The organism is Xanthomonas sp. JAI131 (assembly GCF_013410075.1).
Classification (GTDB): domain Bacteria; phylum Pseudomonadota; class Gammaproteobacteria; order Xanthomonadales; family Xanthomonadaceae; genus Xanthomonas_A; species Xanthomonas_A bonasiae.
On sequence record NZ_JACCCN010000004.1, the window covers coordinates 19,766 to 35,091 of the forward strand.

General features: G+C 69.1%; 12 protein-coding genes. 6 read left to right on the forward strand and 6 right to left on the reverse strand.

The window, feature by feature from the left end; translation table 11 throughout:
• Nucleotides 1–546: 546 nt before the first annotated feature.
• Nucleotides 547–1,350: a ThuA domain-containing protein gene (locus tag HDC36_RS16645; RefSeq protein ID WP_179570528.1), complete on the reverse strand. Its 804-nt coding sequence runs from the start codon at nucleotides 1,348–1,350 to the stop codon at nucleotides 547–549.
• A gap of 169 nt (nucleotides 1,351–1,519) precedes the next feature.
• A complete protein-coding gene (locus HDC36_RS16650) occupies nucleotides 1,520–1,708 on the reverse strand; it encodes a hypothetical protein (protein WP_179569535.1) in 189 nt (62 codons plus the stop codon).
• A gap of 277 nt (nucleotides 1,709–1,985) precedes the next feature.
• Here HDC36_RS16650 and fhuE point away from each other — a divergent pair, with 277 nt between their 5' ends.
• Nucleotides 1,986–4,136 (forward strand): ferric-rhodotorulic acid/ferric-coprogen receptor FhuE, encoded by a 2,151-nt coding sequence (fhuE, locus tag HDC36_RS16655; protein ID WP_179569537.1) that lies wholly within the window; start codon nucleotides 1,986–1,988, stop codon nucleotides 4,134–4,136.
• Between the two features lie 94 nt (nucleotides 4,137–4,230).
• Here fhuE and HDC36_RS16660 read toward each other — a convergent pair whose 3' ends face one another.
• The 4 genes from HDC36_RS16660 to HDC36_RS16675 all read right to left on the reverse strand — a co-directional run bounded on the left by HDC36_RS16660 (nucleotide 4,231) and on the right by HDC36_RS16675 (nucleotide 7,923).
• Entirely contained in the window at nucleotides 4,231–4,833 is a 603-nt protein-coding gene (locus HDC36_RS16660; protein WP_179569539.1) for a response regulator transcription factor, read from the reverse strand.
• Between the two features lie 51 nt (nucleotides 4,834–4,884).
• Nucleotides 4,885–6,072: a sensor histidine kinase gene (locus tag HDC36_RS16665; protein ID WP_179569541.1), complete on the reverse strand. Its 1,188-nt coding sequence runs from the start codon at nucleotides 6,070–6,072 to the stop codon at nucleotides 4,885–4,887.
• A gap of 115 nt (nucleotides 6,073–6,187) precedes the next feature.
• A complete protein-coding gene (locus tag HDC36_RS16670) occupies nucleotides 6,188–7,018 on the reverse strand; it encodes an ABC transporter permease (RefSeq protein ID WP_255432790.1) in 831 nt (276 codons plus the stop codon).
• Complete coding sequence (locus HDC36_RS16675) at nucleotides 7,015–7,923, reverse strand: ABC transporter ATP-binding protein (protein WP_179569543.1); 909 nt, start codon at nucleotides 7,921–7,923, stop codon at nucleotides 7,015–7,017. Before HDC36_RS16675 ends, HDC36_RS16670 begins: the two co-directional genes overlap by 4 nt.
• Before the next feature lie 244 nt (nucleotides 7,924–8,167).
• Between HDC36_RS16675 and HDC36_RS16680 the strand changes: the two genes are divergently transcribed.
• The 5 genes from HDC36_RS16680 (at nucleotide 8,168) to HDC36_RS16700 (ending at nucleotide 15,319) form a co-directional block, all read left to right on the forward strand.
• On the forward strand, nucleotides 8,168–9,412 hold the full coding sequence (locus HDC36_RS16680; protein ID WP_179569545.1) for an efflux RND transporter periplasmic adaptor subunit: 1,245 nt from the start codon (nucleotides 8,168–8,170) through the stop codon (nucleotides 9,410–9,412).
• A 1,102-nt stretch (nucleotides 9,413–10,514) separates the two neighbouring features.
• Nucleotides 10,515–11,207 carry an ABC transporter ATP-binding protein gene (locus tag HDC36_RS16685; protein WP_179569547.1) on the forward strand — a complete coding sequence of 231 codons (693 nt, stop codon included), beginning with the start codon at nucleotides 10,515–10,517 and terminating at the stop codon, nucleotides 11,205–11,207.
• Nucleotides 11,208–11,268: 61 nt separating this feature from the next.
• On the forward strand, nucleotides 11,269–12,426 hold the full coding sequence (locus HDC36_RS16690) for an FtsX-like permease family protein (protein ID WP_179569549.1): 1,158 nt from the start codon (nucleotides 11,269–11,271) through the stop codon (nucleotides 12,424–12,426).
• 46 nt (nucleotides 12,427–12,472) lie between these two features.
• A complete protein-coding gene (locus tag HDC36_RS16695; RefSeq protein WP_179569551.1) occupies nucleotides 12,473–13,786 on the forward strand; it encodes an ABC transporter permease in 1,314 nt (437 codons plus the stop codon).
• Nucleotides 13,787–14,158: 372 nt separating this feature from the next.
• Complete coding sequence (locus HDC36_RS16700; protein WP_179569553.1) at nucleotides 14,159–15,319, forward strand: alpha/beta fold hydrolase; 1,161 nt, start codon at nucleotides 14,159–14,161, stop codon at nucleotides 15,317–15,319.
• Nucleotides 15,320–15,326: the final 7 nt, after the last annotated feature.

Below are 15,326 nucleotides of genomic sequence, written 5' to 3' on the forward strand. Positions count from 1 at the left end.
CCTGTCGCGGCTGAAGCCGCTCCTACAAAAAAGCGGGTGGCGTGCTGGCCCGGTGCATCTGTAGGAGGGGCTTCAGCCCCGACAGGTTGTCTGGCGACGGTTCGGCTTCTGTCGCGGCTGAAGCCGCTCCCACAAAAAAGCGCATGGCGTGCTGGCCCGGTGCACCTGTAGGAGGGGCTTCAGCCCCCGACAGATTGCCTGGCGACGGTTCGGTTCCTGTCGCGGCTGAAGCCGCTCCTACAAAAAAGCGGGTGGCGTGCTGGCCCGGTGCATCTGTAGGAGGGGCTTCAGCCCCGACAGGTTGTCTGGCGATGGTTCGGTTTCTGTCGCGGCTGAAGCCGCTCCTACAAAAAAGCGGGTGGCGTGTTGGCCCGGTGTACCTGTAGGAGGGGCTTCAGCCCCGACAGATTGCCTGCCGACGGTTCGGCTTCTGTCGCGGCTGAAGCCGCTCCTACAAAAGGCGGGTGGCTTGCTGGCCGGGTGCTTCTGTAGGGGGACTTCGGCCCCGGCAGATTGCCCGGCAGCGATAGTGCGATGCGGGCGGATTCAGCGCGGGCGCGATGCGGGCGTGGCCGTGTCGCCAGCGATGCCGCGGCCGGTGGCGGCCCAGTAGATGCCGCCGTACAGGTGTTCGAGGTAGCGCGGATCGTTGTAGGCCTCGGCCTGGTGGCCGAGCGCGGTGACGAACACGCGCGCGCCTTCGAAGCGGTGGTACCAGGCCACCGGATGCGGCTTGCCCATGCCCTTGGCGACCTGGCCGGGCCAGATCAGCGTGGGGTCGTAGCTGGATTCGTCCACCGTCAGCAGCGTGACCAGGTCGTCGCTGTACGGCGGATCGTATTCGTACCACTCGTCCGACCACAGCCAGCGCTGCGGCAGGCCGGCGGTGGCGGGAAAGTTGCGATCGACCACATCGACCATCGCGGTCTGCAGATACGGATGGGTGCGGAACGAGCGGCCGATCAGGCGGTCGTACCAGTCCCACTGCCCGCGCGCGATCGCGAACGCCTTGTGCACCGCGACCACGCCGCCACCGCCGCGCACGTACTTCTGGAAGTTGGCGCGCTGCGCAGGATTCAGATCGGTGGCCGGCGTATTGAGCAGCACGATGGCCGCGTACTGCGACAGGTCGCCATCGAAGGCCTCGGTGTTCCAGGCCCACACCAGCTCGAAGTAGTGCTGCCGCGCCAGCGCCTCGAACTGCGGCTTGGCCACCGGGATGTAGTCGTGGTGGTACTTGTTGGGAATCGCCGCGACCAGCACCTTGAACTGCCCGTCGGCGGCAAGCGCAACGCCGGCCGGCAGCGACCAGGCAAGCAACAGCACTACTGCGAACAGCATTTCGCGCATCCACTTCATCCACGTTCTCCTGTCCGTCGATCCGGGCGCATCCATCGGGATTCGAGATGGCGGCGGTGGGCGGAATCGCACCGCCGTCCGCAGACGCTCCATCCCGGGCACTGCCTGCCTGGCGCGTCGCTGGATCCGATTGCGGACAGCATAGTCACTGGCGGCAGCGTCACTGCGTGGGCACGCACAATTTCATAGGCGCCTGCGCTTCCGGCATACCGATGGCCGGCGCGCCGCGGGCGTGTCCGCCGCAGCCCTCGCCGGCGAGCCACTTGCGGCAGCCCGCATCGCCCATCGCGCCCCCGATCTTCCCGCCCAAAAACGCCAGGGCCTGCGCGCAATATGGCAGCGCCGACATGGCCGCGCCGACCCGACACCGTTACACTTGCCACCGTGGGCGCGCCCCGATCGCCAGGTCACCACGCCCGTTTCCCCGAAACACCCGTCATGCGCCGGCCGTCCTTCCGAGGCAGCCGGCCGCATCGACAGCGCCAGCCAGGTGCCGACGTCCCGCGCACAGGCCTCGCCTGCGCACGGCGCATGTCCCGCTCCAAGCCAGCATCCAAATCCGACCATCCTGCGGCGCTTCGTGCAGCGCCGTCGATGGCCATGCCTGCTTGCCACGGAGCCCCGCAATGACCCGTTTCCTCCCTCCCCGCCGTTTCCCGCGCCGCTCGGCCCTGGCCATGGCCTGCCTGCTCGCCAGCGTGCCGGCCTTCGCCGCCGAAGCGGCCGCCGACAGCGCCGCCGATAGCGACGTCACCACCCTGGACAAGGTCAGCGTCAAGGGCGAGCGCGCCGAAGGCTACAGCGTGCGCAAGACCACCGCCGGCACCCGCTTCGAACTGGCGCCGCGCGAGATCCCGCAGTCGGTGAGCATCATCAGCCACCAGCGCATCGAGGATCAGGGCCTGGACGACATCATCGACGTGCTGGAGAACACCACCGGCGTGTCCAATACCCGCTCGGACAGCGAGCGCTTCGAGTTCTACGCGCGCGGCTTCTACATCGACAACTACCAGTTCGACGGCATCCCGACCACGATGGTGCAGAACTGGAGCTATGGCGATTCGGCGCTGGACCTGGCCCTGTACGACCGCGTGGAAGTGGTGCGCGGCGCCACCGGCCTGATGACCGGCGCGGGCAATCCTTCGGCCTCGGTCAACCTGATCCGCAAGCACGCCGACAGCGCCGAACTGACCGGCAGCGTGCAGGTCACCGCCGGCAGCTGGGGCAGGACCCGCTCGACGGTGGACGTCACCACCCCGCTCAACGCCAGCGGCACGGTGCGCGCGCGGGTGATCGGCAGCTACCTGGATACCGATTCGTACGTGGACCGCTACCGCCAGAACAAGACCCTGGGCTATGCGGTGATCGATGCCGACCTGACCCCGGACACCCAGCTGAGCGTGGGCTACGACTACCAGAAGAAGCAGTCCGACGACGTTACCTGGGGCGGCTTCCCGCTGTGGTATTCCGACGGCAGCCGCACCAACTATGCGCGCTCGTTCAACCCGGCCGCCGACTGGACGTTCTGGGACACCACCACCAAGCGCGCCTTCGCCACGCTGCAGCACGATTTCGCCAGCGGCTGGAAGCTCAAGGCCAACGCCACCCACGACCAGACCAACGTCACCGACAAGCTGTTCTACCCGTATTACACGATCTACGGCTTCGACAAGAGCACCGGCGCCGGCGTGGTGCCCTACTCCGGCTACTACGTCACCGAGCGCAAGGTCGATGGCCTGGACGGCTACGCGGAAGGCCCGTTCCAGCTGTTCGGGCGCGAGCACGAACTGATGGCCGGCGTCAGCTACAACCGCCGCCGCTACGTCAACGACGGCGCGTTCGATTTCCCGGCGCCGATGGCCAGCTATCTGAACTGGGCCGGCAACTATCCGGAGCCGGCCTGGTCGGCGCTGACCGAGTTCAGCCGCGGCACCGTCACCCAGAAGGCCGGCTATGCGGCCGCGCGGTTCTCGCTGGCCGATCCGCTGAAGCTGATCGTCGGCGCGCGCTACACCGACTGGAAGGTGGATGGGGCCGAAAGCGGCGTGGCGTACACCAGCCGGCAGAAGGAAACCACGCCGTATGCCGGCCTGGTCTACACGATCAGTGATGTGTGGTCGACCTACGTCAGCTACACCGACATCTTCCAGCCGCAGACATCGCGCAATCGCAATGGCGCCTACCTGGATCCGGTGATCGGCAAGAGCTACGAGGCCGGAGTCAAGGCGGCGTGGTTCGACGATCGCCTCAATGCTTCGCTGTCGGTGTTCCGCATCGAACAGGACAATGTCGCCCAGGCCACCACCGAGTTCGTGCCGGGCACCACCGAGACGGCGTACGTCGCGGCGCAGGGCACGGTCAGCCGCGGCTTCGAGTTCGAGGTGAACGGCGAACTGGCGCCCGGCTGGAACGGCACCTTCGGCGCGTCGCGCTACGTCGCCAAGGATGCCGGCGGTGCGGACATCAATTCGCAGCTGCCGCAGACCACGCTCAAGCTCTACACCAGCTACACCCCGCGCAGCCTCACCGAGCTGACCTTCGGCGGCGGCGTCAACTGGCAGAACCGCATTTACTACGTCGATGCGACCTACGGCCGCTTCGAGCAGGACGCCTATGCGCTGGTCAGCGCGTTCGCGCGCTACCGCCTGTCCGACGAATTCACCGTGCAGGCCAACCTCAACAACCTGCTGAACAAGAAGTACTACGCGCAGATCTATGGCTACGGCGCCTGGGGCGAACCGCGCAGCGGCTCGCTGAGCTTCACCTGGTCGTTCTGATCCGTCGCCCCGTCCGGCGCGCTGCGCTGGACGGGCCTGGATGCGCCCGAATGCCGGTGGCCCACGTCCACCGGCATTCGCGTTCTCGGCAGCGCTACAGCCAGCCCTTCTGCCGCGCCAGCCGCGCCGCTTCGATGCGGTTGCCGACGCCGAGCTTGCCGATCGCTTCGGACAGATAGTTGCGCACCGTGCCGTGCGAAAGTCCGAGTTGCGCGGCGATGTCGCCGGCCGAGGCGCCCTCGCCGGCCAGGCGCAGCACCTGGCGTTCGCGGTCGTTGAGCGGGTCGGCTTCGGACCAGGCCTCCAACGCCAGTTCCGGATCGATCGCGCGGCCGCCACGGTGCACCTGGCGGATCGCATCGACCAGGCGCTCGGGCGGCGCGTCCTTCAACAGATAGCCGCCGACGCCGGCGTCCAGCGCGCGGCGCAGGAAGCCGGGACGGGCGAAGGTGGTGACGATGACCACGCGGATCGGCAATTGCTGGCGCTGCACCCGCTGCGCCAGTTCCAGGCCGCCGAGGCCGGGCATCTCGATGTCGGTGACCAGCAGGTCCGGCGTGTGCGCCTGCAGCGCGCGCCACGCGGCCTCGCCGTCGGCGGCGCTGGCGACCACTTCGATATCCGCTTCCAGGCCCAGCAGCGCGCCGAGCGCGCCGCGCACCATCGCCTGGTCTTCCGCCAGCACTAGTCGAATCACGTGTCCCCCGGGTCCTGTGGACGCATTGTAGAACCGCGCCCGCAGCGGCGTTCAGCGCAGTGCGGCGTCCTGGCAGCCGCGCGGCTGCGGCGCCGGCTCCGCAGCCGGCGCCGGGGTCCGCGGCAACGGCGCCGACGCCAGCAGGCGGGTACCCTGGCCGCGTTCGGAGTCGATCCGCAACGCACCGCCCACCGCCTCCAGCCGCTCGCGCATGCTGGCCAGGCCGGTACCCGGCTGCATCGCACTGCCGCGGCCGTCGTCGCGGATTTCCAGCCAGGCCTGATCGCGTTCGCACCACAGCCGCAGCTGCGCATGGCTGGCGGCGGCGTGGCGCTGGATGTTGGTGGCGGCCTCGCGCAGCACCATGGCGAACACCGTCTCCAGCTGCGCGCACTGCGGCAACGCATCGACCTGGTAGCGGAACGTTACCCCGGAGGATTCCAGCAGCAGCTTGGCCGAGGCCATCTCCGCCGCCAGCTGCGCGGCGCGGATGCCGCTGACCGCGCGCCGCACCTGGCCCAGCGCCTCGCGCGCGACCTGGCTGACGTCCTCCATCTCCTGCCGCGCCGCGGCCGGGTCGCGCGCCAGCAGGCGCGCGGCCAGGTCCGCCTTCAGCGCCACCAGCGACAGCGTGTGGCCGAGCAGGTCGTGCAGGTCGCGGCCGATGCGCTCGCGCTCGGCGACCGCGGCCAGACGCCGCACTTCCTCATGGCTCAGGCGCAGCTGCGCGTCGGCGCGCGCGCGGCGTTCGAAGCTGATGTTCATCAACCCCACCGCCAGGCCCACCAGCACCGCGCTGGCCATGTACAAGGGCGACCAGCCGCGCATCCACCAGGCCGCCGCGAACAGGCCGAGCAGCAGCAGCATCCCCAGCAGCGCACGCACCGGCTGGAAGCAGAACGCCAGGAACGCGCAGGCATAGATGATGTAGCACTGCGCGCCGGGGTTGTAGGGCAACAGCGCGAACGCCAGCGCGGCCATGCCGGCCACGCACCAGCGCAGGTAGCGGCGGTGGCGGTAATAGGCGCAGTAGTACAGCGCCAGGAACACGGCGTAGCTGGCCATGGTCGGCCAGAACCAGCGGGTGAAGTAGTGCGGCTCGTACAGCGGCGTCACGAACAGCCAGATCGACCAGATCAGCGACAGCCACACGAACCAGTGCGCGCCGGGCCGGGCGGTGTTCCAGCCCAGGCGCCGTGAGATCAGCGAATCGGGCGAGGCGTGCAGCAAGGCGATCACGGAAGACTCCTGTGGCGGTCGCACGGCCGCGGTGCATAGCATAGCGAGCGCATGCGGACGCCGCGCGGCGACGCGGCGGGAACCAACGCTGCCTGGGCGCGATGCAGGCTGGCCATCAGCCGCGGCGCAGGCGGCGGTGCGCCAGCGCATAGAACGCCACGGTCACCGCCAGCAGCGCGGCGACGTGACCGGCGCTGCTGCCGCCGCCATCCTGGCCGACCACGCGCAACGCGAGCTGGCCCAGGTGATAGGACGGCCACAGCGGCGCCAGCGTGGTCAGCAGCGACGGCAGCAGTTGCAACGGGATCCACAGGCCGGACAGGAACGCCATCGGCAGGTAGATCAGGTTGACCACCGCCGGCGCGCCGCTGCCGCCGACGCGGGCGCCGATGTACAGGCCGATCGCACAGAACGGCAGCGTGCCCAGCACATCGACCAGCAGCAACAAGGCGCGTTGCGGCAGCGCCAACCGTACCCCGCCGAGCGTGCTGCCCAGCAGTTGCAGCAGCACCCCGATCGCCAGCGCGAACAGCATCGCCAGCACGGTGCGCGCCAGCAGCATCGCCCCCGGCGGCACCGGCAGCGCACGCTTGAGCGTGAGCAGGCCGCGCTCGCGGTCCAGCGCCAGGCCGACGCCGAAGCCAAACAGCGCCGGCGCCATCACCCCGAACACGCCATAGCTGGCCATCAGGTACACCGCGGCGGCGGGATTGCCGCGGTTGAGCACCACGCCGAACAACAGGTAGAACATCGGCGGGAACAGTAAGGTCGGCAGCGCGAACGACGGCGTGCGCAGCCAGCGCAACAGCTCGTAGCGGATCTCGCGCAACAGCAGCGCCGCGGACTCGCGCAACGGCAACGCAGACGCGTCGTACGGCAGTGCGGCGGTTGCGCCATGCGCTGGCGCCGCGACGGGCTCGATGCGGTGTGGATCGTGAGCGTTCATGCGGCCTCCGCACGGGTGATGGCGAGGAACGCGTCGGCCAGGCCGGCGCGCCTGACTTCCAGTTCGTCCAGCCCCGGATCGGCGGCGAGCAATTGCGCCACCACCGGCTCGGCCGGATCGGCGACGATCTCCAGCACGCCGTCGCGGCCGTCCACGCGCCGCACCTGCGGCCATTTCGCCACCTGCGCCGCGGCGAGCGCGCTGCGGCAGCGGATCGTGCGTTGCTCGAAGCGCGCCCGCAGCTGTTCCACGCTGCCTTCGGCGATCAGCGTGCCGCGCTGCAGCACCGCGACCCGGTCGGCCAGCGCCTCGGCCTCTTCCAGGTAATGCGTGGTCAGCAGCACCGCGCAGCCGTCCGCGACCAGCTCCTGGATCGCCCGCCACAGGCCCTGCCGCGCCTCGATGTCCAGGCCGGTGCTGGGTTCGTCCAGGAACAGCACCTGCGGCCGCCCGCAGATCGCCATCGCGAACTGCACGCGCCGCTGCTGGCCGCCGGACAGGCCGCCGTAGCGGCGCGGCATCAGCCCATCCAGCCCGGCCAGCGCCACGCAATCGGCGACGCTGCGCGGGCGCCGGTAGTAGCCGCGCGCCTGGTCCAGCAGTTCGCCCACGCGCAGCGTGTCCGGCAAGCCGGCAGACTGCAGCATCACCCCGGCCTGGCGGCGCGCGCCGAGCGCACGCGGGTCCTGCCCGCACAGCTGCGCGCTGCCGGCGTCGGCCACCTGCAGCCCGAGCAGCAGCGCCACCGCCGTGCTCTTGCCCGCGCCGTTGGCGCCGAGCAGCGCCAGCAACTGGCCGCGCTGCAGCTGCAGGTCCACGCCATCCAGCGCGACCACCGTGCCGTAGCGTTTGTGCACGCCGCGCAGCTGCGCCAGCGGGAGAGTGTCGGGAGCGCGCATCGGCATGGACCGGTCGGGGCAGGAGCGGCCATGCTGCGCCGCGCCGTCGGCGCATCCCAGTGCGGCCCGTCAGCCGCGGCAGGTGACAGCTGTCACTGGCGATGGCCGCGCGATTGCCGCATGCTGCGCTCCACGCCATGGGGAATGGCGCCGCACCTGCCGCAGCGCAACGCAGAAAGTGACTTCCGGCAACTTGGAAGCGCGCGTCTCGCCGATCCACACTGCGCCTACCGATTCATCCAGGGACAAGATGAGTACCTCCGCCGATCTGCTCAAAGAACTCCGTATCGACCGCAAGGCACCGCCGAGCGAACCGCCGTCGCGGCGCGGGCTGTGGATCGCCGTGGTCCTGGCGCTGCTGCTCGCGCTCGGCGTCGGCGGCTGGTTGCTGTTCGGCCGCGGCAAGGCCATCGAAGTGACCACCGCGCCGGTGGTGGCGATCGCCGCCGGCAGCAGCAGCGCCTCGGTGCTGGACGCCAGCGGTTACGTGGTGGCGCGGCGCATGGCCACGGTATCGGCGAAGATCACCGGCAAGGTGCGCGAAGTGCTGATCGAGGAAGGCATGCGCGTGGAGCAGGGCCAGGTGATGGCGACGCTGGACCCGATCGACGCCGGCGCGCAGCGGCAGCTGTCGGCGTCGCAGCTGGACGCGGCGCGCAGCCAGGTGACCAACATGCAGGCGCAACTGCGCCAGGCCGAAGCCGATGCGCAGCGGCTGCAGACCCTGTCCACGCAGCAGCTGGTGTCGCGCTCGCAATACGAGCAGGCGCTGTCGCAGCGCGACGCCCTGCGCGCGCAACTGCAGAGCGCGCAGCGCAACGTGGTGGTGGCGGGCAACCAGCTGTCGATCTCCGACCTCAACGTGGACAACACCATCGTGCGCGCGCCGTTCGCCGGCGTGGTCACCGCCAAGGCGGCGCAGCCGGGCGAGATCGTCTCGCCGCTGTCGGCCGGCGGCGGTTTCACCCGCACCGGCATCGGCACGGTGGTGGACATGGATTCGCTGGAGATCGAGGTCGAGGTGGGCGAGGCCTTCATCGGCCGGGTCAAGCCGGGCATGCCGGTGGAAGCCGTGCTCAACGCCTACCCGGAGTGGAAGATCCCGGCCGAAGTGATCGCGATCATCCCCTCGGCCGACCGCGGCAAGGCCACGGTGAAGGTGCGCGTGGCGCTGAAGCAGAAGGACCCGCGGATCGTGCCGGAAATGGGCGTGCGCGTGAGCTTCCTGGAAGCGCCGCAAGCGCAGGCGCAGGACAAGCCGCAGGGCGTGCGCGCGCCGGGCGCGGCGATCGTCAAGCGCGGCGGGCAGGACGTGGCGTTCGCCCTGAAGGAGGACAACACCGTCGAGCAGCGCGCGCTGAAGACCGGCATCGCGCTGGGCGACGACCGCCAGGTGCTGTCGGGCCTGGCGGCGGGCGACACGGTGGTGCTGGATCCGCCGGAGACGTTGCGCGACGGGGTCAAGGTGAAGATGGCGGAGGCGGCCGAGCAATAGCGGCGACCGCATGTGAGGTAGTGCGCGTTGCCGCGAACCATTGCATGCGGCCCATGTCGCCGCTGCCTTGGGCTATCGCCATGAGGGCGGCGCTACCGGCATCGCTTTTCGTCCAACTCGTGCAGTAGCAAGCGCCGTTACACCCGTTTTATCGCGTTACCAGGCTTTTTCTCGCATCCGATCAAGCAACCAACTGGCTTCACTCGCTCCAATCGCCTCATCGCTCTAGTTGTTGCTCCTCGATGTTGCTGTTGCTGTTGCTGTTGCCGTTGCTCTGGCTTTGGCTGTTGCTCTGCTGTTGCTGTTGCTGTTGCTGTTGCCGTTGCTCTGGCTTTGGCTGTTGCTCTGCTGTTGCTCTGGCCGTTGCTGTGCCGTGGCTTTTGACTTTCCGGGTTCCCTTCCGCAGCGGCGGATGGACCGGGGAAAAACCCGAAGGGCGGCGCACAAGGATGTGCGCCGTTCGCGGCAGGGGCAGGATGCCCCTTCCGCGAATCCCCGGTGCATCCGCGGACCCGGAGCGCGCAGCGCGGAGGGCGCGTAGGCAGGGCGCGCTTTCTTTTGGTTACTTTTCTTTGCGCGAGCAAAGAAAAGTGACCCGCCAAGGGCGGAAGCTTTTGCTTTGCTGTTTGTTTTTGCTTGCGCGTTCGCTTTTGTAGGAGCGGCTTCAGCCGCGACGCTTTCCTGACAGAACCAGTCGCGGCTGAAGCCGCTCCTACATGGGAGTTGCCACTGCAAGAGCAAGAGCTTTCGCCTTGCGGCGAGTTACTTTTCTTTGCTTGTGCAAAGAAAAGTAACCAAAAGAAAGCACACCCTACTTCGCGCCCTCCGCGCTGCGCGCTCCGGGTCCGCGAATAGGACGGGATTCGCGGAAGGGGCATCCTGCCCCTGCCGCGAACGGCGCACATCCCTGTGCGCCGCCCCTTCGGGGTTTTTCCCGCCCTATTCGCCGCTGCGTAAGGGACCCGGTAAAGCAAAAGCTAAAGAGCAGAAACACAGCAACAGCACTGCAACTGCAACTGCAACTGCAAACGAAGCAAACATCAGCGAACCGTTGCACCGCAATCGACATATCCAACACCCGTCCACTGCCAGGAACACCACCATGTCCACCCTCGTCAAACTGCGCAACGTCACCAAGACCTACCAGCGCGGACCCGAGAAAGTACAAGTCCTGCACGGCATCGACCTGGACATCGCACGCGGCGACTTCGTCGCGTTGATGGGTCCCTCCGGCTCCGGCAAGACCACCCTGCTGAACCTGATCGGCGGCCTGGACACCCCCAGCGGCGGCGAGATCGAGATCGAAGGCGAACGCATCGACCGCATGAGCGGCGGCCAGCTCTCCACCTGGCGCAGCCAGCACGTCGGCTTCGTGTTCCAGTTCTACAACCTCATGCCCATGCTCACCGCGCAGAAGAACGTGGAACTGCCGCTGCTGCTGACCAACCTCAACGCCGCCCAGCGCAAGCGCAACGCCGAGATCGCCCTGACCCTGGTCAACCTCGCCGACCGCCGCAGCCACCGCCCCAACGAACTGTCCGGCGGCCAGCAGCAGCGCGTGGCGATCGCCCGCGCCATCGTCTCCGACCCCACCTTCCTGATCTGCGACGAACCCACCGGCGACCTGGACCGCACCGCCGCCGAGGAGATCCTGCACCTGCTGCAGCAGCTCAACCGCGAACACGGCAAGACCATCATCATGGTCACCCACGACCCCAAGGCCGCCGAGTACGCCAGCCACACCGTGCACCTGGACAAGGGCGAGCTGGCCGACGCGCCGCTCGTGGCGCATTGAACCGGCCGCTGCCGCCGCGCGGGTTCCGCGCCCCGGTATCCCGTCCCTTGGAGGATCGAACATGAAATATTTTTCGTTGGTCTGGGCGCAACTGTTCCGCAGCAAGACCCGCACCCTGCTGACCCTGCTGTCGGTGGTCGCCGCGTTCCTGCTGTTCGGCATGCTCGATTCGGTGCGCGTGGCGTTCAATTCCGGCGGCAGCGTCGAAGGCGCCAACCGGCTGATCGTGTCCTCGCGGCTGTCGATCACCCAGTCGTTGCCGGTCAGCCTGCAATCGCAGATCGAATCGGTGCCGGGGGTGAAGAAGGTCACCTATGCGATGTGGTTCGGCGGCATCTACCAGGATCCGAAGAACTTCTTCCCCAACTTCTCGGTGGCGCCGAACTTCTTCGACGTCTACAGCGAGTACGACGTGCCGCCGGCGCAGCTCAAGGCGTTCCGCGAAACCCGCACCGCCGCGGCAGTGGGCGCGGCCCTGGCCAAGAAGCATGGCTGGAAGATCGGCGACACCATTCCGCTGCAGGCCACCATCTTCCCGCGCGGCGGCAGCAACGACTGGCCGCTGACCCTGACCACCATCTTCAAGGTCAAGGACGCCAAGAACGCGCAGGCCGAAAACCAGTTGATGATGAACTGGAAGTACTTCGACGAGTCCAACGACTACATCAAGAACAAGGTCAGCTGGTACACCGTGCAGCTGGGCAGCGCCGACCAGGCCTCGCGGGTGGCGCAGGCGATCGACGCGCTGTCGCTCAACTCCGACCACGAGACCAAGAGCCAGACCGAGGCCGCGTTCTCGCAGGCCTTCGCCAAGCAGTTCGCCGACGTCGGCCTGATCGTCACCGCGATCATGGCCGCCGTGTTCTTCACCCTGCTGCTGCTCACCGGCAACACCATGGCGCAGGCGGTACGCGAGCGCATCCCGGAACTGGCGGTGCTGAAGACGCTCGGCTTCCGCGACGGCACCGTGCTGACCCTGGTGATGGTGGAGTCGGTGCTGCTGATCGTGCTCGGCGGCTTGATCGGCATGGGCCTGGCGGCGCTGATCATCCCCGGCGTGGCCGCGGCCAGCGGCGGCATGATGCCGATGCGCGGCGTACCGGCGCAGACCTGGGGGGTGGCGTTGGGACTGATGGTCGCCATCGGCATCGTGGTCGGGTTGCTGCCGGCATTGCGCGCGCAGCGCCTGAAGATCGTGGACGCGCTGGCCGGGCGCTGAGCCCGCCGCCGCATCGCTCCCTGTCGCATTCTCGGAAGACGCACTGATGAAACTCAAACTCTGGTTGGGAAACCTGCTCACGTTGCTGCTGCTGGCGGTGGGGCTGGCGCTGTGGATCGCCCTGCCCTGGTACGGCGTGCTGGCCTTGGCCGCCGGCGTGGCGCTGTGGTTGCTGCTGACCCGCGGCGGCCGCCTGGCGCTGGCCGCCACCCGCATCGGCGTGGCCAGCCTGCCGCAGCGCTGGAGCGCCTCGTCGGTGATCGTGGTCGGCATCGCCGGCGTGGTCGGCGTGCTGGTGGCGATGCTGGCGATGGGCGAAGGCTTCCAGTCCACGCTCAACAGCACCGGCGACGACAGCACCGCGATCGTGCTGCGCGGCGGTTCCGGCGCCGAGACCAATTCGGTGATCACCCGCGACCAGGTGCCGCTGATCGCCAGCCTGGCCGGCGTGGCCAAGGGCGCCGACGGCAAGCCGCTGGTGTCGCCGGAACTGTCGCAGGTGATCAACCTGCCGAGCAAGGCCGACGGCACCGACACCAACGTGCAGTTCCGCGGCGTCGGCGACGCCGGCTGGGCGGTGCACGACAAGCTCAGGATCGTCGAGGGCCGCCGCTTCGGCGCCGGTCTGCGCGAGATCGTGGTCGGCCAGGGCGCCAAGGCGCAGTTCCGCGGCCTGGACGTGGGCAAGACGCTGAGCCTGGGCCGCGAGCAGTGGACCGTGGTCGGCGTGTTCGCCTCCGGCGATGCGCACGACTCGGAACTGTGGGCCGACGCGCAGACCCTGGCCTCCACCTACAACCGCAGCGCCTACCAGTCGATCAGCGTGCGTACCGCCGGCAAGGACGGCTACGCCCAGTTCAAGGCGGCGATGGCCGCCGACCCGCGGCTCAAGCTCGACGTGGAGACCACCCGCGCCTACTACGCCAAGCAGGGCGGCAACCTCAGCAAGCTGATCAGCATCCTCGGCACGGTGATCGGCGCGATCATGGCGGTCGGCGCGGTGTTCGGCGCGCTCAACACCATGTACGCGGCGGTGGCCACCCGCGCCCGCGAGATCGCCACGATGCGCGCGATCGGCTTCCGCGGCACGCCGGTGGTGACCGCGGTGATGCTGGAGACGATGCTGCTGGCGCTGCTCGGCGGACTGCTCGGCGGGCTGATCGCCTGGACCGTGTTCAACGGCTACAGCGTGTCCACGCTGGGCAGCAACTTCAGCCAGGTGGTGTTCCAGTTCAAGGTCTCGCCGACGCTGCTGTGGAGCGGGCTGAAGTGGGCGCTGGGCATCGGCCTGGTCGGCGGGCTGTTCCCGGCGCTGCGTGCGGCGCGGCTGCCGATCACCACCGCCTTGCGCGCGCTGTAGCGGCTGCGCTCCGTCCCCGGGAGGACGCCATGCTTGTCCGGCTTGGCGAAAGCGAGGTCGGGGCAGGCCGGTCGGCTTGCGCAAGCGCGGCCCTGCGGGTCCGGCCCCGGGGCGTCGCAAGCCGACGCCACAGCGCCGACCTGAATGCCAGGCGGCGCCACGCGCCGCCGACCGAGCCCCACACGGACCCGGCGAGGCCAACGCGGAGGCCGCAAAGCGCCGCAGCGCAAGGCGCGGCGCGGAAAACCGGGCAAGCGGCGGCGCCTAGGCGCCGCGTCCCCGCACCGCGTCATCGTTTCGTCATCCAATTGCGGTAGAGCCGCGCCGGCGAAGGCGCTAGCCTGCGCGGCCATTCATCCACCGCCTACCGCCATGTCGTCGCGCCTGCGCCTGTTGCTCGTCCTCTGCGCCAGCCTGTGCCTGACCAGCCTGGGCCTGGCCGCCCGCTCCTCCACCTCGCTCAGCGACCGCCTGGTCGCGCCGGGCGGCGTGTCGCCGCTGATGGACGAGGAACGCATCCAGGGCCTGCTGGCGACGCTGCCCAACCGCAGCGGGCACGTGCTCACCCCGGCCGGCATCCCGATCTTCTGGCGCGCGATCGATCCGGGCGATTACCGCATGCGCTACCGCTACGAGCACGCCGGCCGCGACGCCAACGGCCACGAGCGCGCCGATTTCGCGATGGACGTGGCCGCCCCGCAGCCCGGCCCCCACGCCGCCCCGCGCGGCACCGTGGTGCTGCTGCATGGCTGGATGATGGACGGCGACTCGCTGCTGCCGTGGTCGCTGGACCTGGCCCAGGCCGGCTACCGCAGCATCAGCATCGACCTGCGCAACCACGGCCGCTCCGGCGGCGGCCCGGCCGGCTACGGCACGCGCGAGTCCGACGACGTGGTCGCGGTGATCCGCGCGCTGCGCGCCCGCGGCGAGATCCAAGGCCCGCTGTACCTGTTCGGCGTGTCCTACGGCGCCGCCACCGCGCTGTTCACCGCGCAGAAGCTGGGCGGCGACGTCGAAGGCGTGGTCGCGATGGAATCCTTCGCCAACGCCGGCCGCGGCATCCGCGACATGATCCCGCACATGCTCGCCAGCCGCCCGCAGGGCTGGATGGCCAGCGCGGCGATGGACCTGGCGCGCTGGCGCTACGGCGGGCAGAACCTGGACGCGGTCATCGCCAACGCCAACCAGCGCCTGGCGCTGAACCTGGACCAGGTCGACGTGACCGCCGCCGTGCGCACCGCGCCGGCCTGCCTGCTGCTGCTGCACGGCAGCGCCGACCAGCACATCCCGGTCGCGCACGGCCGCCTGCTGGCACTGGACGCGCCGCGCGCGCACTACCTGGAGATGCCCGGCGAGAACCACATCAGCCTGCCGATGCGGCTGGACCTGCTGGCGCCGACCGTGGAGGACTGGTTCGCCGAACTGCCGGCGCAGCGCCACGACGGCCACTGCCCGTCGCCGCTGGCGCCGCGCGTGGACGCAGAGCAGCAGCTGACTGGCGGCGCCCCGGCCGCGAGTGGCAGCCGGGGTTGAGCCGGGA

Excerpts from the sequence above, each read along its gene's own strand:
- HDC36_RS16645 (WP_179570528.1), bottom strand. The coding sequence starts at position 1,350 with ATGCGCGAAATGCTGTTCGCAGTAGTGCTGTTGCTTGCCTGGTCGCTG.
- HDC36_RS16650 (WP_179569535.1), bottom strand. The coding sequence starts at position 1,708 with ATGTCGGCGCTGCCATATTGCGCGCAGGCCCTGGCGTTTTTGGGCGGG.
- fhuE (WP_179569537.1), top strand. The coding sequence starts at position 1,986 with ATGACCCGTTTCCTCCCTCCCCGCCGTTTCCCGCGCCGCTCGGCCCTG.
- HDC36_RS16670 (WP_255432790.1), bottom strand. The coding sequence starts at position 7,018 with ATGAACGCTCACGATCCACACCGCATCGAGCCCGTCGCGGCGCCAGCG.
- HDC36_RS16675 (WP_179569543.1), bottom strand. The coding sequence starts at position 7,923 with ATGCCGATGCGCGCTCCCGACACTCTCCCGCTGGCGCAGCTGCGCGGC.
- HDC36_RS16680 (WP_179569545.1), top strand. The coding sequence starts at position 8,168 with ATGAGTACCTCCGCCGATCTGCTCAAAGAACTCCGTATCGACCGCAAG.
- HDC36_RS16685 (WP_179569547.1), top strand. The coding sequence starts at position 10,515 with ATGTCCACCCTCGTCAAACTGCGCAACGTCACCAAGACCTACCAGCGC.
- HDC36_RS16690 (WP_179569549.1), top strand. The coding sequence starts at position 11,269 with ATGAAATATTTTTCGTTGGTCTGGGCGCAACTGTTCCGCAGCAAGACC.
- HDC36_RS16695 (WP_179569551.1), top strand. The coding sequence starts at position 12,473 with ATGAAACTCAAACTCTGGTTGGGAAACCTGCTCACGTTGCTGCTGCTG.
- HDC36_RS16700 (WP_179569553.1), top strand. The coding sequence starts at position 14,159 with ATGTCGTCGCGCCTGCGCCTGTTGCTCGTCCTCTGCGCCAGCCTGTGC.